Annotated in this window: 17 protein-coding genes and 2 tRNA genes; 9 read left to right on the top strand and 10 right to left on the bottom strand. The window is 63.8% G+C overall.

Annotated features, from left to right (window positions below; translation table 11 throughout):
- Positions 1 to 18 precede the first annotated feature (18 nt).
- Entirely contained in the window at positions 19 to 924 is a 906-nt protein-coding gene (locus J2X67_RS06780) for a serine/threonine-protein phosphatase (protein WP_309951669.1), read from the bottom strand.
- On the bottom strand, positions 921 to 1,928 hold the full coding sequence (locus J2X67_RS06775; protein ID WP_126747017.1) for a serine/threonine-protein kinase: 1,008 nt from the start codon (positions 1,926 to 1,928) through the stop codon (positions 921 to 923). Before J2X67_RS06775 ends, J2X67_RS06780 begins: the two co-directional genes overlap by 4 nt.
- Before the next feature lie 91 nt (positions 1,929 to 2,019).
- On the opposite strand from J2X67_RS06775, the gene J2X67_RS06770 reads away from it, so the two are divergent.
- The 4 genes from J2X67_RS06770 (at position 2,020) to J2X67_RS06755 (ending at position 6,148) form a co-directional block, all read left to right on the top strand.
- On the top strand, positions 2,020 to 2,934 hold the full coding sequence (locus J2X67_RS06770; RefSeq protein ID WP_309951667.1) for a YicC/YloC family endoribonuclease: 915 nt from the start codon (positions 2,020 to 2,022) through the stop codon (positions 2,932 to 2,934).
- 8 nt (positions 2,935 to 2,942) lie between these two features.
- On the top strand, positions 2,943 to 3,563 hold the full coding sequence (gmk, locus tag J2X67_RS06765) for a guanylate kinase (protein ID WP_309951665.1): 621 nt from the start codon (positions 2,943 to 2,945) through the stop codon (positions 3,561 to 3,563).
- A gap of 32 nt (positions 3,564 to 3,595) precedes the next feature.
- On the top strand, positions 3,596 to 3,799 hold the full coding sequence (gene rpoZ, locus J2X67_RS06760; RefSeq protein ID WP_021009011.1) for a DNA-directed RNA polymerase subunit omega: 204 nt from the start codon (positions 3,596 to 3,598) through the stop codon (positions 3,797 to 3,799).
- Between the two features lie 93 nt (positions 3,800 to 3,892).
- Positions 3,893 to 6,148: a bifunctional (p)ppGpp synthetase/guanosine-3',5'-bis(diphosphate) 3'-pyrophosphohydrolase gene (locus J2X67_RS06755; protein ID WP_309951658.1), complete on the top strand. Its 2,256-nt coding sequence runs from the start codon at positions 3,893 to 3,895 to the stop codon at positions 6,146 to 6,148.
- 24 nt (positions 6,149 to 6,172) lie between these two features.
- Here J2X67_RS06755 and greB read toward each other — a convergent pair whose 3' ends face one another.
- Complete coding sequence (gene greB / locus J2X67_RS06750) at positions 6,173 to 6,751, bottom strand: transcription elongation factor GreB (protein WP_309951657.1); 579 nt, start codon at positions 6,749 to 6,751, stop codon at positions 6,173 to 6,175.
- A gap of 116 nt (positions 6,752 to 6,867) precedes the next feature.
- Positions 6,868 to 7,320, bottom strand: a complete 453-nt coding sequence (locus tag J2X67_RS06745) for a hypothetical protein (RefSeq protein WP_309951656.1) — start codon at positions 7,318 to 7,320, stop codon at positions 6,868 to 6,870.
- A gap of 190 nt (positions 7,321 to 7,510) precedes the next feature.
- Here J2X67_RS06745 and J2X67_RS06740 point away from each other — a divergent pair, with 190 nt between their 5' ends.
- On the top strand, positions 7,511 to 7,771 hold the full coding sequence (locus J2X67_RS06740) for a hypothetical protein (protein ID WP_309951655.1): 261 nt from the start codon (positions 7,511 to 7,513) through the stop codon (positions 7,769 to 7,771).
- Between the two features lie 53 nt (positions 7,772 to 7,824).
- On the opposite strand, the gene J2X67_RS06735 is transcribed toward J2X67_RS06740, so the two are convergent.
- The 3 genes from J2X67_RS06735 to hrcA form a co-directional block, all read right to left on the bottom strand.
- A tRNA-Arg gene (locus tag J2X67_RS06735) sits at positions 7,825 to 7,901 on the bottom strand.
- 63 nt (positions 7,902 to 7,964) lie between these two features.
- Positions 7,965 to 8,041 (bottom strand) — tRNA-Ile (locus tag J2X67_RS06730).
- Between the two features lie 32 nt (positions 8,042 to 8,073).
- Entirely contained in the window at positions 8,074 to 9,081 is a 1,008-nt protein-coding gene (hrcA, locus tag J2X67_RS06725) for a heat-inducible transcriptional repressor HrcA (protein ID WP_309951654.1), read from the bottom strand.
- Positions 9,082 to 9,109: 28 nt separating this feature from the next.
- Between hrcA and J2X67_RS06720 the strand changes: the two genes are divergently transcribed.
- The 3 genes from J2X67_RS06720 to rapZ are packed head-to-tail and all read left to right on the top strand — an operon-like array spanning position 9,110 to position 12,580.
- Positions 9,110 to 10,024, top strand: coding sequence for an NAD kinase (locus J2X67_RS06720; protein WP_309951653.1), 915 nt, complete (start codon positions 9,110 to 9,112; stop codon positions 10,022 to 10,024).
- A gap of 1 nt (position 10,025) precedes the next feature.
- Positions 10,026 to 11,705 carry a DNA repair protein RecN gene (gene recN / locus J2X67_RS06715; protein ID WP_309951652.1) on the top strand — a complete coding sequence of 560 codons (1,680 nt, stop codon included), beginning with the start codon at positions 10,026 to 10,028 and terminating at the stop codon, positions 11,703 to 11,705.
- Positions 11,705 to 12,580 (top strand): RNase adapter RapZ, encoded by an 876-nt coding sequence (rapZ, locus tag J2X67_RS06710; RefSeq protein ID WP_309951650.1) that lies wholly within the window; start codon positions 11,705 to 11,707, stop codon positions 12,578 to 12,580. The genes recN and rapZ overlap by 1 nt, the downstream gene beginning before the upstream one ends.
- A gap of 28 nt (positions 12,581 to 12,608) precedes the next feature.
- Here the strand turns inward: rapZ and mutY are convergent, their stop codons facing one another.
- The 3 genes from mutY to mutM all read right to left on the bottom strand — a co-directional run bounded on the left by mutY (position 12,609) and on the right by mutM (position 16,543).
- Entirely contained in the window at positions 12,609 to 13,643 is a 1,035-nt protein-coding gene (mutY, locus tag J2X67_RS06705; protein WP_309951649.1) for an A/G-specific adenine glycosylase, read from the bottom strand.
- A gap of 37 nt (positions 13,644 to 13,680) precedes the next feature.
- Positions 13,681 to 15,642, bottom strand: coding sequence for a dynamin family protein (locus tag J2X67_RS06700; RefSeq protein ID WP_309951647.1), 1,962 nt, complete (start codon positions 15,640 to 15,642; stop codon positions 13,681 to 13,683).
- Positions 15,643 to 15,730: 88 nt separating this feature from the next.
- The gene (mutM, locus tag J2X67_RS06695; RefSeq protein WP_309951645.1) at positions 15,731 to 16,543 is read right to left on the bottom strand and encodes a bifunctional DNA-formamidopyrimidine glycosylase/DNA-(apurinic or apyrimidinic site) lyase; all 813 of its coding nucleotides are present in this window, start codon (positions 16,541 to 16,543) and stop codon (positions 15,731 to 15,733) included.
- Between the two features lie 71 nt (positions 16,544 to 16,614).
- Between mutM and J2X67_RS06690 the strand changes: the two genes are divergently transcribed.
- Positions 16,615 to 18,465 carry a tetratricopeptide repeat protein gene (locus J2X67_RS06690; protein ID WP_309951643.1) on the top strand — a complete coding sequence of 617 codons (1,851 nt, stop codon included), beginning with the start codon at positions 16,615 to 16,617 and terminating at the stop codon, positions 18,463 to 18,465.
- Positions 18,466 to 18,470: the final 5 nt, after the last annotated feature.

Here is an 18,470-nt window from a genome sequence, read left to right as displayed (position 1 = left end):
ACCGAAGCAGCCCGAATATCAGTTTTTCTTGGCAGCAGAGCGGCGAATGGCTTCGTTGATTTCGGCGATGGAGCGCTCGATGGCGTCTTCGTCCATGTCGTCGATCTCGCCGTCAGAGGGCATGCCGGCCTGGATGGTGGAGGCAAACACGCCGTCGTCGATGGTTTCGGTAGAAACGCCGCGGTCTTCGCGCTTTGAATCGGCCATTTCCCATTCGAGCGCAATGAGCGTGACGTTGTCGCTGTGGGCACCGCCCTTGCGCAGCGCCATTTCGGCCAGGTCTGGCGCGGCGTCGGACACGGGCTTGTCGGAAGACAGGGTGTGCACGATAACGGCGTCGTCGAGCACGCCCCACACGCCGTCGGAGCACAGCATGATGCGGTCGCCGCGCTGCAGTTGCAGCGGGGCAGAAATATCGAACAGCGGCGTGGTGGGCGAGCCGAGGCAGGTGAGCAGCAGGTTGCGGTTGACGGGCATGTCAGAGCCCTGGGGGCGGGGCCGCTCGGCATGCGAATGGTCGCGCGTGCGGGTGAGCATGCGGCCGTCGCGCACCACGTAAAGGCGCGAGTCGCCGCAATGCATCCAGGTGGCCGTGGTGCCCTGGAGCACGGCCGCCACCACGGTGGTGCGGGGGGTGTCGAGCATGGCCTTGTTGCTGGCGTACCGCATGATCTGCTGGTGCGCGGCCATGGCCGATTCAGCCAAGAAGGCCTTCACGTCCTTGACGGTGGGGCGGGCTTCGCGCTGGTAAAGGGCGGCAATGGTCTGCAATGCGAGCTGGGCCGCAACCTCGCCTTCGGGGTGGCCGCCCATGCCGTCGGCCAGCACAAACAGGCCGGATTCCCGCGTGTAGCAATAGCCCATGCGGTCTTCGTTCTTGAGACGCCCGCCCTTGCGGCTGACCTGGAAAACCGAGAATTTCATGCCGGACGGGTGGTAGGTGCCGCGGCCCTGGGCAGGGCCTTCTTGTCGAAAGAGCGGATGTTGTCGAATGAAAGCCGCACCTTCTCGCCAACGGTGAGCTTGGTGTAGCGCCGCTCGCCTTCGCGGCTGAGTTCTTTTTGCAGGGCAAAGACCGACTGCGGGCGGGAGAGCGGGTCGAGCGACATGCACCATTCAACCACTTCGATGAGGTTGTCGGAGTACACGCCGCGCAGGCGCGACAGCGACAGGCTGAGGCGGTCTTTCTCGATGCGGCGGGGCGCGTCGTTGGGCGGGTAGCCCTGCATGCAGGCGTAGATACAGGCGCCAATGGCGTAGATGTCGGTCCAGGGGCCCATGGACGAATCGCGCCGGTACATCTCGGGGGCGGCAAAGCCGGGGGTGTACATGGGGCGGATGAAGATGCCCTCTTTGCTGAGCACCTCGCGTGCGGCACCAAAGTCGATGAGCACGGCGCGGTCTTCGTCGGTAACAAAGATGTTGGCGGGCTTGATGTCCAGGTGGAGCATCTTGTACTGGTGCACGATGCGAAGCCCGCGCAGAATTTCGTCGAAGAGCGACCGGATGGTCGATTCGCGGAACACCTTGGGCCGCTTCAGGTCGCGCGCGGTCACCACAAAGTCCTGCAGGGTGGCACCCTCCAGGTAGTTCATGACCATGTAGACGGTTTCGTTCTCTCTGAAAAAATTGAGAACGCTGACCACCGAGGCATGCGAGATTTGCGCGAGGGAGCGCCCTTCTTCGAAAAAGCTCTTCAGGCCGAGCCGGTAAAGAGAGAGCTTTTCGGGCGCAACCTCGGGCGTGAGCTCGCCGGGGCCGCGGGTTGCCAGCGAGGAAGGCAGGTATTCCTTGATGGCAACCTGCTGTCCGCTGGGGTCGATGGCGAGATAGACGACGCCAAACCCGCCTGCAGAAAGCCGGCGAACGATGCGGTAACCGCCAATGACCGTATCGGGCAGCAGGGGCGAAGGCTTGACCTTTGACATAATCCGGGAGTTTCGCCCGAAGGCGATGGTGCGGCAAGCGAACGCCATGCCGACGCCTCGGTGCATACAGCAAAAACCACAGTGAGGCGCAATGCCAGTTTACAGCATGACCGGCTATGCCAGTGGCCAGAACGGCGCCGTTGGCAGCCACTCCGAAGCCGAAGCACGGCCTACCGCCGCAGGCCGACTCGGGGTTGAAATACGCTCGGTCAACAGCCGCTTTCTCGACCTCACCTTCAAATTGCCGGAGGAACTGCGCCAGCATGAAACCGCGCTGCGCGAGCTGCTTACGGGCAAGCTGAAGCGCGGCAAGGTCGAAGTGCGGGCCGCCATCGAAAACACGGCCCAGGGCGGCATTGCCGAGCCCTCGGTCAAGCTGCTGCAGCGGCTGAACGGCGTGCAAGACGGCATCAAGGCCTGGCTGCCGGGCGCCCGCGAACTGAGCGTGGCCGACGTATTGCGGCTGGCCGGCGGAGACGGCACCAGCCGCGGCGACTGGGGCAGCGACCTGCTCGAAGTGGCCGGCAAGGCGCTGGACGCGCTGATGTCCGCCCGCCAGCGCGAAGGCGCGCGGCTCGCCAAAATGCTCGAAGCCCACCTGGCCCAGCTGCGTACGCTGGTCGAACAGGCCGGCCCGCTGATTCCGCAACTGGTCGAGCAGCAGCGCGCACGCTTTCTGGAGCGCTGGCAAGAGGCCATGGGCCTGACGGGCGGCACCCTGCCCGAGGCGGCGCAAGACCGGGCGATGAACGAAGCAACGGCTTTTGCCATTCGCATCGACGTGGCGGAAGAGCTCACGCGCCTTAATTCGCATTTGGACGAGATCGAGCGGCTGCTGAAGAAGGGCGGCGAAATCGGCAAGCGGCTGGACTTTTTGATCCAGGAGCTGCACCGCGAGGCCAATACACTGGGCTCCAAGTCGGCTGCGCTGGAGCTCACCCGCATTGGCGTGGACATGAAGGTGCTGATCGAGCAGATGCGCGAACAGGTACAAAACATCGAATGAGCGAGCGAATGGACTATCCGGGCAACATTTTTGTGGTGGCGGCACCCAGCGGTGCCGGCAAATCGAGCCTGGTCAAAGCGCTCATGGAGCTGGACACGGCCGTTCAGCCCTCGGTTTCGCACACCACGCGGCCACCGCGCGGGCAAGAAAAGCACGGCCGGGAGTACTTTTTTACGTCGCCTTCCGAGTTCGACGCCATGATTGCCGGAGACGGCTTTGTGGAATGGGCCCATGTGCACGGGCACCGGTACGGCACCTCCAAAAAGGCCATTGAAGAGCGCATCGCCCAGGGGGCGGACGTGATTCTGGAGATCGACTTTCAGGGCGCGATCCAGATCCGCAAGACCTTTGCTAACGCGGTCATGATTTTTATCCTCCCGCCAAGCTGGGAAGAACTGCGCTCCCGGCTGGAGAGGCGCGGCGAAGACAGCGCCGCCGTGATCGAGCTGCGGCTCAAGAATGCCGCCGAAGAGATGGCCCGGGCGGGGGAATTCGACTTCGTTATAATCAACGAGTTATTTGAGCGCGCGCTTTTCGATCTCAAGGCGATCGTCCACGCTCAGCGGCTTCGGTACTCTGCACAGCGCCGCGCACGTGCCGACACATTCGCCGCACTGAACATCCCCTGATTTTCCCGCTCACCGACCGAAAGATTCTGATCATGGCCCGCATCACCGTCGAAGATTGTCTGCTTCAGATCCCCAACCGTTTCCAGCTGGTTCTGGCCGCCACGTACCGTGCGCGCATGCTGAGCCAGGGCCACGCGCCCAAGATCGAGAGCAAGAACAAGCCCGCCGTTACCGCCCTGCGCGAAATCGCCGAAGGCAAGATCGGCATCGAAATGCTCAAGAAGGTGCCGGGCTGATCTGACGCAGCCCTGCAACGAAAAGGCACCGCAAAGCGGTGCTTTTTTTACGTCTGGACGCGTCCCTACAGCGCTCACGCTAAAGTGGTAGCCATGAGTGCGGTTGCCAAACATCAGTCCCATGCCCCATCGGGCACGCCAAAGCCGAGCCCGGCGGCGCTGAATGCAGCCGCCGCAAGCTTTGCCGCGCTGACGGCCAGGCTCGATTACCTGAGCCCCGAAGACACCGAGCTGGTCCGCCGCGCCTACCGCTTTGCCGACGAGGCCCACCTGGGCCAGCTGCGCAACAGCGGCGAGCCGTACATTACGCACCCGATTGCCGTGGCTGCGCAATGCGCCGAATGGAAGCTCGACGCACAGGCCCTCATGGCCGCCCTGCTCCACGACGCGATTGAAGATTGCGGCGTAACCAAGCCAGAGCTGATCGAACGCTTTGGCGCGCCAGTGGCTGAGTTGGTCGACGGGCTCACCAAGCTGGACAAGCTGCAGTTCAACACCCGCGAAGAAAACCAGGCCGAATCGTTCCGCAAGATGCTGCTGGCCATGGCGCGCGACGTGCGCGTCATTCTGGTGAAGCTGGCCGACCGCACGCACAACATGCGCACGCTGGACGATGCGCCGCGCGAAAAATGGGCCCGCATTTCGCGCGAAACGCTCGAGATCTACGCGCCAATTGCGCACCGGCTGGGCCTGAACCAGACGTATCGCGAACTGCAAGAGCTGTCGTTCCGCCACATGAAGCCCTGGCGCTACGCCACGTTGTCGAAGGCCGTGGCCAAGGCACGCGGCCGCCGGCGCGACCTGATTCAGAAGGTGCAGAAAGAGGTCGAGTCCGCCTTCTCGGCCGCCGGCATGACGCTGCGGATTGCGGGCCGAGAAAAAACGCTTTATTCCATCTACCGCAAGATGGAAGAAAAGCACCTGAGCTTTGCCCAGGTGACCGACATCTACGGTTTTCGGCTGATCGTGCCGAACGTGATCGCCTGCTACACGGGCCTGGGCATCCTGCACCAGATGTACAAGCCGCTGCCCGGCAAGTTCAAGGACCACATCGCCATCGCCAAGCTCAACGGCTACCAGTCGCTGCACACCACGCTGGTGGGCCCGGCGGGCGTGAACGTGGAGTTTCAGCTGCGCACCGAGGCCATGCACGTGGTGGCCGAATCGGGCGTGGCAGCGCACTGGCTGTACAAGGCCGCCGAGCCCAATGCGGCAAGCAACGACCGGCTGGGCACCAAGTGGCTGCAGTCGCTGCTCGACATCCAGGACGAAACCCGCGACGCGGCGGAGTTCTGGGACCACGTCAAGGTCGACCTGTTTCCCGATGCGGTGTACGTGTTCACGCCCAAGAGCCAAATCTTGGCGCTGCCGCGCGGTGCCACGGTGGTCGACTTTGCCTATGCCATTCACAGCAACATCGGCGATCACACCTCTGCCGCGCGCATCAACGGCGACCAGGTGCCGCTGCGCACGGAGCTCAAGAACGGCGACGTGGTCGAGGTAATTACCGCGCCCGTATCAACGCCCAATCCGGCCTGGCTCGGCTTTGTGCGAACGGGCCGCGCGCGCTCCAAGATTCGCCACTACCTGAAGACGCTGGCGCATGCCGAATCCGAAGGGCTCGGCGAAAAACTGCTGGCGCAAGCGCTGCGCGCCGAAGGCCTGAGCAAGCTGCCGGCAGACGACGCCGAGCACCAGGCGCTGTGGGAGAAGCTGCTGCGCTTTACCGGCAACCGCACCCGCGCCGAGCTTCTGACCGACATCGGCCTGGGCAAGCGAATTGCCAGCATCGTCGCCAAGCGGCTCGTGGCCATGCTCTCCGAACTGGGCGAACGGCCAGATGCGCTGCTGCTGAGCCGCGAACGCTTCATCTCGCACGAAACCATTTCGCAGGGCGCCGTGACACTGGACGGCAGCGAAAACTCTTCCGTTCGCTTTGCGCTGTGCTGCCGACCGATTCCGGGCGACGAAATCGTCGGCTACCTGGGGCACGGCGAAGGCCTGGTGGTGCACACCGAAAGCTGCGGCGTTGGTCAACGTTTGCGGCACAAAGACAGCGAGCGCTTTTTTGCAGTCGAATGGGCGGATGAGCCCACCCGCGCTTTCGAAACCGGCGTGGTAATTACCGTGCGCAACGACAAGGGCGTGCTCGCCCGAGTGGCCGCAACATTGGCAGATGCCGAGGCCGACATCACGCACGTCGAAATGGCCGACGAAACGCCGCAAGATTCAACCGACCTTCGCTTTGTGATTGCCGTGCGCGACAGAAGCCATCTGGACGCCGTATTGCGAGCCGCGCGGCGAACTGCCTCCGTGCTGACGGCGGCGCGAACGGTGCCCGCGCCCTGAATTGCTGCTCTGCGGGCGGCGGTGCTACGCCGCGCCGCCTGAACCCGGAGCGGGATAACTCACGGACAACAGCTCGACCTCGTGCGTGCCGCCCGGCGTCACGAGCTTCACCACGTCGCCTTCGCGCGACTTGAGCAAGGCCCGTGCAATTGGCGAGATCCAGCTGACCTGCGACTGGGCGCTGTCCGCCTCGTCGATGCCCAGGATGGTGACGCTGCGCTCCTCGCCCGTTTCATCGGCATAGCGCACCGTTGCGCCAAAGAAAACCTGATCGCTGCCGTGGTGCACCGAGGGGTCGGTCACCTCTGCAATCTCGAGCCGCTTGGTAAGAAAGCGGATGCGCCGGTCGATTTCTCGCAGGCGTTTTTTGCCGTAGAGGTAATCGCCATTTTCCGAGCGGTCGCCGTTCTTGGCCGCCCAATGCACCGCCTCGACGACCTTGGGGCGCTCCTCGTCCATCAATTGCAGCAATTCGTCGCGCAGCCGGGCGTACCCGGCTGGCGTCATGTAGTTTTTGCTTCCGCTCGGCAACGCGGGGCCGGCGCTTTCGCCGCCGTCTTCGTCCTCGTCGGCGTCTGTTTCCTTGGTGAATGCTTTGCTCAACGCAAAACCTCCGAATTTAAAAAGGCCCACAACTTTCGTTGCAGGCCCTCATGATGAAAGTGCGGCGGACGGATATTGTGCCCCGATTGCCCCACCCCTCACCCTCACCCTCACCCTCACCCCATGTCCGAGCGCTTGCAGTCGAAGACGACACCTTGCTCCACTGTTCGCAGCGCAGGCACCTTGCTTACATAAACCACGCTGGCGCTCACCAGATGCCATTCGGTGGTCTTGAACAATCTGAACAGGCTGGTCGCTTCCACGCCGACCGTTGGAATCGAATTGAAGACATAGACCGGCTCCCCGGACTGGCTTTCTTCCATGTGCACCAGGTCCGCCCGCATCTTGCCCATGGTCTCGGTGTCTTTTGTTCTGGAGCGAACAACGTCCATGTTGACGGTGCGCGAATGCTCGTCAATTGAAATCCTGCGAATCGGGTTGAAAGGCGATCCGGCGGCATTGTTTGCGCTGGGAACGCATGTGATCTTTCCGGCCCAGACTGCGGGACTCGCAGCCAAAAAAAGCGAGAAAACGAATGGAAATGCGAGCGTTTTTGCGCAGGTACTCATGATTCACTCTATGCCGTTTCCTGTGAGCCAAGGTTCGGCATATCCCGTCTGTGCTATTTGTTACGAAGACAGTAAAACGTTAACATTTTTCACTTGGCGTGAAAAAAGTCACGTTTTTCATTCCTTCGCCTAGTTACGGATGAGTTGGGCGAGAGGAAGCTCGCAACTCCACTGACTCTGACGGGAAGCAATGGTCACTCAGGTCATTCACAACGCGACGATTACGTTGCAGTTGCCCTTCGATATAAGCCCCAGCGCAGAAGTCGCGGCGCTTCGGGCCGCCGGCATTCCAGTCGATGGGCTGGGCAACGCAATTTCGGGTTATCTGTTTGTGCGGACCACGGGCCGCAGCGGCAACCGGACGAACACCTTTCGCTGGTTTGCCACCAGCATTGGCAGGGAGCCGATCGATGTGACCACGTTGCCTGCAGGCCCCTCTTTGGCATGCTGATCGGCAAAAGAAAAAGGGTTAGGACACGTTGATGTCCTAACCCTTTAAGAGAGTGGTGCGGCTGGCAGGAATTGAACCCACGACCCCTTGGTTCGTAGCCAAGTACTCTATCCAACTGAGCTACAGCCGCACAGCTATCGATTATAGCATCCATTTTTGGCCCTGGCCGGACCAGTTTGGAAATGAATGCAAGTGGTAGGCCGTGATGGGCTTGAACCATCGACCAACGGATTATGAGTCCGCTGCTCTAACCAACTGAGCTAACGGCCCACGAGAGCCCCCGATTCTATTCGCCGTGCGGCCTACTTACGGTGGCTCAGCGCGTTGCTGACCAGGCGCGAGGTTATGTCGACGATCTGGATCATTCGTTCATAAGGCATGCGGGTCGGGCCGATGACGCCCAGGGTGCCCACGACTTGCCCATCGACTTCGTAGTTGGCGCTGACGATGGAAAGCTCTTCGATGGGCACCACCTGGCTCTCACCGCCGATAAAGATCCGCACGCCCTCGGCCTTGCTCGACACGTCGAGCAGCCGCATTAGCTGCGCCTTTTGCTCGAACAGTTCGAACGCACGGCGCAGTTGCCCCATGTCGCTCGAAAAATCGGTCACCGAGAGCAGGTTGCGCTCACCGGAGATCACAACGTCGTCTTCTTGCGCTTCGGTGAGCACTTCGGAGCTGACCTTGACGGCCGCCTGCATCAACGCGGCAATCTCGCCGCGCAGCTTTTCGACCTCTGACTGGAGCCGGTCGCGCACCTGCTCGATGGTCAGGCCCGCATAGTGGGCATTGATGTAGTTGGAAGCCTCGACCAGTTGCGACTGCGTGTAGTCGGCCTCTGGAAAGATCACCCGGTTTTGCACATCGCCGTCCGGCGAAACGATGATCACCAGCAGCCGCCGCTCGGAAAGCTTCAGGAACTCGATCTGCTTGAACACCGATGCGCGCCGCGGCGCCATGACCACACCCACAAACTGCGACAGGCTGGACAGCAGGCTGGCCGCGTTGGCAATCACCTTTTGCGGCTGGTCGGGCGCGAGGCTGGGGGTGCTCATCTGCTCGCGCTGCGCGGTGAGCATGGTGTCGACGAAGAGCCGGTAGCCGCGCGCTGTGGGTATGCGGCCTGCCGAGGTGTGCGGGCTGGCAATAAGCCCCAACGCCTCGAGGTCCGACATGACGTTGCGGATGGTGGCGGGCGACAGGTCCAGCCCAGGCGCGCGTGACAAAGTCCGCGACCCGACCGGTTGGCCTTCGGCGATGTAACGCTCCACTAATGTCTTCAGGAGCAACTTGGCACGGTCGTCCAGCATTGCAAGATTTTAGTGTTGTAATTTGTACATGACTTCTCGCTTCCGCAACGTCGCCCTGATCGGCAAATACCAGGCTTCAGGCGCCAGGGCGCAAGCGGATGCGCGCGACGGCGTCATGGAAGATATTGGCGCCTTTCTGGAATCGCAAGGGTGCACGGTTTTTGTCGAAAAATCGGCCGCGGCAGAGGCCGCCGATGCGGACGCCATTGCAGGCGGGCGCTACGAGCCGCTGAGCGTTGCAGAAATCGGGCAGCGCTGTGATCTTGGCCTGGTGGTTGGGGGCGACGGCACCATGCTGGGCATCGGCCGGCAACTGGCGTGCTACGGCATTCCCTTGATCGGCATCAACCGCGGCCGGCTCGGCTTTATCACCGACATTCCAATCGACAACTACCAGGCCACGCTGATCCCGATGCTGGCTGGCGAATACGAAGAAGACCACCGCAGCCTCATGCATGCGCAGGTAATGCGCGACGGCGCATCGGTTTTCGACGCGCTGGCAATGAACGACGTGGTGGTCAATCGCGATTCGACTTCGGGCATGGTCGAGTTGCGGGTTTCGGTGGGCCGGCATTTCGTGGCCAACCAGCGCGCCGACGGATTGATCATTGCGTCGCCAACGGGTTCGACGGCCTATGCGCTGTCGGCCGGCGGGCCGCTGCTGCATCCCGCGGTGCCGGGCTGGGTGCTGGTGCCCATTGCACCGCACACGCTGTCCAACCGCCCGGTGCTGCTGCCCGACGCCGACGAGATCGTGATCGAACTGGTGTCGGGCCGCGGCGCCAGTGCCAATTTCGACATGCAGTCCCTCGCTTCGCTTGCCATTGGCGACCGGGTGGTGGTGCGCCGCTCCGATTTTCGGGTTCGCTTTTTGCACCCACGGGGCTGGAGCTATTTCGACACGCTGCGCAAAAAACTTCATTGGAACGAAGGGGGCTCCTGAGATGGCGCTGCGACGCATCGCACTGCGCGACTTCGTGATCGTGCGATCACTCGAACTCGACTTGTCCGCCGGCTTTACGGTGCTCACTGGCGAAACCGGTGCGGGCAAATCCATATTGATCGATGCGCTTCAACTGGCGCTGGGCAACCGTGCCGACGCAGGCGCGGTTCGCGAGGGCGCCGAGCGCCTGGACGTGAGCGCCGAATTCGACGCCGACCCGGCCTTTGCAGACTGGCTCGACGAAGGCGGATTCGAATCCGGCGACGCGCTGCTGCTGCGGCGCACGGTCGACCTGCAAGGCCGCAGCCGCGGCTGGATCAACGGCAGCCCGGCCACGGCCACGCAGCTGCGGGAGCTCGGCGACCGCCTGCTCGACATTCACGGCCAGCACGCGTGGCAAAGCCTGACGCGCCCAGAAGCCGTGCGTGGCCTGCTCGATGCCTATGCCGGCGTGCGCACCGATGCACTCGACGCGGCCTGGCACGGCTGGCGACAGGCAATCTCCGTGCTCGACAACGCGCGCTCCGCGCAAGATTCGCTGCAGCGCGAGCGCGAGCGGCTGCAATGGCAGATTGCCGAGGTCATGAAGCTGGCCCCCGCCGAAGGCGAGTGGGAAGAGCTCTCGACCAACCACGCACGCATCTCGAACGCCCAGGCCCTGATCGATGCGGCGCAAGGCGCAAGCCAGGCGCTCGAAGACGACGACAACGGCGCTCTTGCCGCGCTCTCGCGCGCAGTAACGCTGCTGCAGAACTGCGAGCACATCGAGCCCGAATTCCGCGCGCTGGGCGAAGTGCTGGCCTCTAGCGTTGCGCAGGCATCCGACGCCGCGCATTCGCTGCATGGCTACTTGCGCGATGCCGAGGCCGATCCGCAGCGCCTTGCAGAACTCGACGAGCGCATGGGCTTGTGGATGTCGCTGGCGCGCCGCTACAAGCGCACACCCGACGACCTGCCTTCGTTGCTGGCCGGGTGGCAAGCCGAGCTGAAAGCGCTTGACGCGCAAAGCGATCTCGAAAGCCTGGAGCGCGCCGAGCAAACTGCGCAGCAGGCTTATATGAAGGAAGCCAAGGCGCTTGCCAAGGCCCGCAAGCAAGCCGCCCCACGCCTGTCCGAAGCAGTCACACAGGCCATGCAGGGGCTGGGCATGCAGGGGGGCAGGTTCGAAGTCGAACTGCAGCCGCTGGCGCAGCCAGGCCGCGCCGGGCTCGAAGACGTGGCGTTTCTGGTGAGCGGCCACCCGGGCAGCACGCCACGCCCGATCGGCAAGGTGGCCTCGGGCGGCGAACTCTCCCGCATTGCCCTGGCCATTGCGGTCACCACGAGCCAGCTAGGTGCTGCGCAGACGCTGATATTCGACGAGGTCGACGCCGGCGTCGGCGGGGCGGTCGCCGAAACCGTGGGGCGCCTCATGAAGCAGCTAGGGCGCGACCGCCAGGTGCTGGCCGTCACCCACCTGCCGCAAGTGGCTGCCTGCGCCGATCACCACCTGGTGGTGGCCAAGCGCCAGACGTCCGCGGCCGGCCAGGACGGCCCGCGCACCGAAAGCGGCGTTTCGCGGCTTGACGACGAAAACCGCGCCCGCGAAATCGCCCGCATGCTCGGCGGCGAGAAGGTTTCGAACACCTCGCTGGCGCATGCCCGCGAAATGCTGGGCCACAAGAGTTCGGCAACGCTGTGATGAACCTCGATCTGGTGCTCATTACCGGCATGTCGGGTTCAGGCAAGTCCGTCGCCCTGCATGCTCTTGAAGACGCGGGCTACTACTGCGTCGACAACCTCCCACCCGAACTGCTGGGCCCGTTCATCGCGCTGCAGCAGGCGCAGGAAGCCAAGCGCGTTGCCATTGCAATGGACGTGCGCAGCGGCGTGTCGCTGCCGATCGTTCCGCAGCAGCTCGAAGCGTTGCGGAACGATGGTGTTTCGCTACGCTCGCTGTTTCTCGACGCCACCACTGACGCGCTGCTGCGGCGCTATTCCGAGACCCGCCGGCGACATCCGCTGTCGCGCCAGGAGGGCCGCACCGACGCGCCGGAGCAAGAACGCGCGTTGGTACAAGCCATTGAACTGGAGCGCGAGCTGCTGGCCGACTTGCGGGACGGCGCCGATGTGATCGACACCAGCCTGATACGGCCGGCACAGCTACAGAGCTACATCAAGGCGCTGATCTCGGCGCCGCAGAGCGCGCTGACGCTGGTGTTCGAATCGTTCGCTTTCAAGCGCGGTGTGCCGCTGGACGCTGACTATGTGTTCGACGTGCGCATGCTCCCCAATCCGCATTACGTGCCCACCTTGCGCCCGCTCACGGGCCGCGACACGCCGGTAATCGAGTGGCTGCGCGAGCATGAAGACGTGGCGCGCATGTACGACGACATCGAGCAGTTTCTTTCGCGCTGGCTGGATGCGCTGGCACGAGACCATCGCAGCTACGTGACCGTGGCCATCGGCTGCACGGGCGGCCAGCACCGATCTGTGTTTCTGGTGGAACAGCTGGCGCGCGCGTTCGGCGCACGTTGGGGCGCCCTCAAGCGGCATCGCGAGCTGGACGCGATCTGAACTCGCCCACAGTCGGCAGCGCTCGGAGCTAGCCCCCGCTGCCTTCCAGCAGCTTGCGCATCGGCGCAGGCAGCCCGAGCCGGCCCCATTCCTCCGCATCCACCCAGCGCGCAGTCTCGCCTTGCGGCTGGCCATCCTGAAGCAACACAGGGTGCAGATGCAAGTCCTTGTGGGTCAGCACGTGCACGAAAGGCGGCAGGTCTTGCGCCTTGCGCTGCACGCGCGGCGGCAGTGCGGCAAGCAGGTCTTCGCGGCTGTCGAACACCGGCAGGCAATAAAGCCCGGCCCAGATTCCCTTGGCAGGCCGCTTCTCCAGCCAAACGCGGCCTTGCGCATCGCGCGCCAGCAGCGCCCAGAGCGATTGGGCACTGCGCTTCAGCTTGCGCGTCTTGACGGGATAACGCTCCGGCTGCCCTTCGCGCAAGCCGGAGCAGATGCTGTTCACCGGGCAGATCATGCAGCTTGGCTTGCGCGGCAGGCACACCGTGGCGCCCAAGTCCATCACGCCCTGCGTGTAGCTTGCAATGTCTTCCTTTTGCCCATCGGGTGGAAGCAGCTCGGTAGCCTTGTCCCACAGCGCGCGTTCCTGCGCCGATGACGACATGTCTCCGCCAAAGCCGAGAACCCGCGTAAGCACGCGCTTCACGTTGCCGTCGAGAATTGCAACGCGCTCGCCAAAGCAGAAAGCCGCAATCGCCGATGCGGTGGAACGGCCGATGCCGGGCAAGGTAGCGAGCTCGGCGGCCGTGCGCGGAAACTCGCCACCGAAGCGCGCAACCACCTCCTGGGCGCAGCGGTGCATGTTGCGCGCCCGGCTGTAGTAGCCCAGGCCGCTCCACAGCCCGAACACTTCGTCCTCCGTGCCGTCGGCCAGCGCCCGCACCGTTGGAAACCGTTCGAGAAAGCGCGCAAAGTAACCGAGCACCGTCGATACCTGGGTCTGCTGGAGCATTACCTCCGACAGCCACACGCGGTACGGATCGCGTGTGTTCTGCCAAGGCAGTTGGCTGCGGCCGTGGCTGCGCTGCCAGGCCACCACACGCTGCGCAAAATCGGGCGGCATGTGCAACTCTTGCGTTGCGCCGCCGGACACCGGACGATCAGGCCGCACGCAGTTCGCCGATGGCTGCCGGAGCGGCCGGCTTTCCCTGTTGGGTGATCATTGAAGTGAATTCATTCAGCCGAAGATGCAACTCGGCCAGGCTGCTCTCTTGCGCGGCAAGTTCGAGCAAGCGCTCGTCGAGATTCCCCGCCGCATTCTGGATGCGCTCGATCGCCTGGATGCGCTTGCTGAAAGTGCGGCGGCGCTCCTTCAGCTGTGCATCGATCTGTGCGCTTGCACCCTTGCTCCAGCGTTCGACCTCGGTCATGGCCGCTTCATTGACCAGCCGCAGCCGGCTCGCGAGCGCGCGCACCAGCTTGTCGCAAAAATCCGCCTGTGCCAGTCTCAGCAGATTGCCGACGCTCAGGTAGTGGATATGGCTGCGTTCGATCTGGCTCAGCTCCTGCTCGAAGCTCGTCAGGTCGGGCTCGGCAGGCGCCTGCAAGTTGAAGCCCTGCTCCGCATTGAGCTGTCGGAAGGTTGCATGCAGCATCGACTGGATCTCGGCCGTGGTCGCCTGCACTTCGCGCAGGTTGTTGCGCAATGAGTCGAAAGTCTCGCCGTACACCTTGCGCACATTGAGCTTGATGCCGGGGCGCTTGAGCGCGGTCGACAGCCGCACCATGTCGGCCTTGAGCGCAGTACGGCCGAGCACGGCATACACCTCGCGCAGCAGCTTGCCCTGCACGGAGCGCAGCGCGAGGATGCGGGTATTGCTGCCCTCGAACTCGGTCTGCTCCTGGTCGATGCGCGAACGCATGTGGCGTATTACAGAAACGTTCTTGCCGCGCAGGCCCTGCAGTTCGAGCGCCTGCTCCGAAAGATCGCGCTGGCGTACCTTCAGGATACGTTCGGCCTCGATGCGCAATGCCACCATGCCTGCATCGACCGCAAGCCGCAGCATTGTTTCGCGCTTGCCGAGCACGCCTTCGGCGAGCAGCGTTTCGAGCGCCGGCAGGCGGCTGGCCTCGAGCAGCCGGCCGTCACGCTGTATCTTTGCCTGCAGGCCCTTCTGCGCGGAAACGGGCAGCACCTGCACAAGCGGAACCTCGAGAAACTTGGCCGCCACTTCACGCTGGCGCTCGATCTGCATTTCGATCTGCGCGGGCGTGCTGAGCGTGTCCCACATGGTGTCGATCTTGTTCAGCACCACGAATCGCGTGTCGCTGCCTTCGCCTTCAGTAACCAGGTGCTCGCGCCAGATGGACAGGTCGGAACGCGTCACGCCGGTTTCGGCACCAAGAATGAAGACAACCGCGTGCGCCTGCGGAATGAGGCTGACCGTGAGTTCGGGCTCGGCGCCAATCGCATTGAGGCCAGGCGTGTCCAGAATGACCAGCCCCTGCTCCAGCAGGGGGTGCGGCATGTTCAGGATGGCATGGCGCCAGCGCGGAATTTCAACGCGGCCTTCGGCGTCCTGCACCGGGTTGTCGTCGGGCGTTTCTTCGTTCCAGAAACCAAGGGCGTTCGCCTCGTCCTTGCTGACCCAGCGCACTTCGGCCACTTTGCCCATGGCCTGGGCCAGTTGCTCGGCGTTCTCCACGTCGATTGCAATTTCAGTCCAGCGCGTGGGCTTTTCGCGCCAGTGCGTGAGCGAATGGGGTTCCAGCCGCGTTTCGATTGGCAGCAGCCGCAGCTTGGGCGACACCGCGGCGTCGTAGCCCAGCTCGGTCGGGCACATCGTCGTGCGTCCGGCGCTGGCCGGCATGATGCGCCGCCCGTAGCCCGCGAAGAAGATCGCGTTGATCAGCTCCGACTTGCCGCGCGAGAACTCGGCCACGAAAGCGACCATGACCTTGCTGTTGCGAATCTGCAGCTCGAGGCCGCGCAGGCGCTCGGCCACGGCTTGGTCGAGCAGCTCGTTCTCGGTCAGCCAGCGGGACAGCCACTGCAGGCGGTGAGCAAAATTGCTTCGCCAGGCGCCGTGCTGATCGAGTTGTTGATTGAAAGAGCGGCTCAAAGGGAATATGTAAGAAACAACTTACAAATATAGCATCGCAAGCTGTGGAGCAACCGTTGCGGGATATTCGAACGTGGACGCCGAAACACTATTTTTGACAATTTGGGCAATAGTAAGTCGAACGCTGCCCTTGGCGTAGCTGCCGTATCGGCGTTGCGCAGACCCTACAAGGCTCGCCGGCCCGCCCGTAGACCGTGGCTTCGAGCTGGAAATAGCCGTTCTGCCCGTCCACATTGGAAAAATCGCGCAGCGTGCTGCCGCCCTTCTCGACGGCCCTGGCCAGAATTTCGCGTACCGCTGCATAAAGCTTGGCCGCCCGCGGCCGGCTGATGCGGGCGGCAGACAGCGTCGGTCGGATGCCCGCCTGGAACAGCGCTTCAGACGCATAGATGTTGCCGACTCCCACCACCACGTCGCCCGCAAGCAGCACCTGCTTCACGGCGGTGCGGCGCTTTCGAAGGCCGGCGTGGAACGCCTCGAAATCGAATGCATCGTCCAACGGCTCCATGCCCAGCCCGCCAAGCAGCTTGATGGCCCAGGGCGCGGCCTCGTCCTCGACATAGACCACGGCACCAAAGCGGCGCGGATCGTTGAGCCGCAGGGTGCCCCGGTCGGTCACGAGGTCGAAGTGATCGTGAACACCGGGGGGCGGCAGCGCCGCATCGAAGCGCAGGCTGCCGGACATACCCAGGTGCAACAGCAGCAGGCCACGGTCCAGGTCGATCAGCAGGTACTTGCCGCGCCGGCGCACTTGCAGCACCTGCCGGCCCACCAGCGCTTCGGGCGCGACCATCAGCGCCCAGCGCAAGGGCTTGCCGATGCGCACCGCATCGATGCGTGCGCCGGCAATGCGTTCGGCAAAACCGCGCCGCGTCACTTCAACTTCGGGAAGCTCAGGCATGACAATAAAACTCCGGGCTGCAATGAAGCCCCACGCGGTGCTCGCTCAAAAGCTTGGATTATTATGGTTCGATGATTCCATCGCCCCGCCGACACCGCCTTGCGGCGGCCGCGTCTCTCGTTCTGCTTGCTTGCGCGGTTCATGCGCAAACCTCCGATCCCGCCGCGCCCAACAGCCCGGCGCCCATCATCGAGCGGCAAGCTCCGCCCCGGCCGGGTACGAGGCCCGCAGCGGCGCCGGTCGTTTCCAAGCCGGCGAGCGAACCTGCTGCACAGCCTTCGGCGCTCACGGCCGAGCTGTTCTACGAAATCCTGATGGGCGAGATGACCACGCGCTCCGGCGATCCCGGCGCTGGGTACGCGCTGGTGCTCGACGCGGCGCGGCGCCTGCGCGACGGCAAGCTGTTTCAGCGCGCGGTCGAAATTGCATTGCAGTCGCGCTCCGGCGATGCGGCGCTTGCAGCCGCCCGTGCGTGGCAGGAGACACTGCCCAACTCGCGCGACGCACGCCGCATCGAGCTCCAGATCCTGATTGCGCTCAATCGCATCGGCGAAACGGCCGAGCTGCTGCGCGCAGAAGTTGCGGCCACCTCGCAAGTCGAACGCCCGATGCTCATGGCGGTGATCGTGCGCAACTACTCGCGTGCCACCGACAAGAAGCTGGCCGCCTCGGTGGTCGAGCGGGCGCTGGCCGACGAACTCAAGAAGCCGGCCACCGGCGGACTGGCCTGGGCGACTGTGGGCCGCATGCGGCTGAATGCGGGCGACACCTCCGGTGCGCTCGACGCCGCCTTCAAGGGCCAGGAGATCGACCCCGCTTCCGAGGCGCCGGCAGCATTGGCGCTCGAAATGATCGACCCCAGCCAGCCGTTGGCAGAGCCGATCGTCACGCGCTATCTCGCGAGCAACCCCAAGGCCTCGCCCGACCTGCGCGTTGCCTATGCACGCGTGCTGGTCGAAAACCGCCGCTTCGCCGATTCCACGGCGCAACTGCAGGCGCTGACCACGGCACGGCCTGAGCTGGCCGAGCCCTGGCTGCTGCTCGGCAGCCTTCAGGCGCAGGCCCGCCAGGACGCGGCGGCGGAAACCTCGCTCAAGCGCTATGTCGAACTTGCGTCGTCGCAAAAAGACGCAAAGGATTCGGACGATCGCCAGCGGGGCACCACTCAGGCGTACCTGGTTCTCTCGCAACTTGCGGAACGCCGCAAAGACTTTACGGGCGCGGAGCGCTGGCTCGCACGCGTCGACAGCACCGACGACCTGGCCGTCGCGCAAACGCGGCGCGCTGGCCTGCTCGCACGCCAGGGCAAGCTGCCGCAAGCGCGCGAAGTGCTGCGCGGCCTGCCCGAGCGCACGCCAGAAGACAAGAAGCAGAAATTTCTTGCTGAAGTGCAGCTGCTGCGCGACGCCAAGCAATACCAGGCCGCCTACGACATGCTCACCCAGGCTTCGGTAGCCTCGCCGAACGACACCGACCTGATCTACGACCAGGCCATGGTGGCCGAAAAGCTCAACCGGCTCGACGAAATGGAGCGGCTCCTGCGCAGGCTGATCGAGCTCAAGCCCGAAAACCAGAACGCCTACAACGCGCTCGGCTACTCGTTCGCCGATCGCAAGATCCGGCTTGACGAGGCTCGCACTCTCATCCAGAAGGCGGTGCAACTGGCACCGCAGGATCCGTTCATTGCGGACAGCCTGGGCTGGGTGGAATTTCGGTTGGGCAACACGACCGAGGCCATCCGCATCCTCGAGGCCGCCTACAAGACGCGGCCCGACCCCGAGATTGGCGCGCATTTTGGCGAAGTGCTCTGGTCGACCGGCCAGAAGGACCGCGCCGTGACGATCTGGAAGGAAGCCTTGCTGAGCGACGCTGAAAACGAAACCCTGCAGGAGACGCTCAAGCGCCTGCGGGTCAAGCCGTGACCGCA

The sequence above is a fragment of the Variovorax sp. 3319 genome (genome assembly GCF_031456585.1).
GTDB lineage: Bacteria > Pseudomonadota > Gammaproteobacteria > Burkholderiales > Burkholderiaceae_C > Variovorax > Variovorax paradoxus_P.
This window is presented reverse-complemented; position numbering and strand designations above follow the sequence as displayed.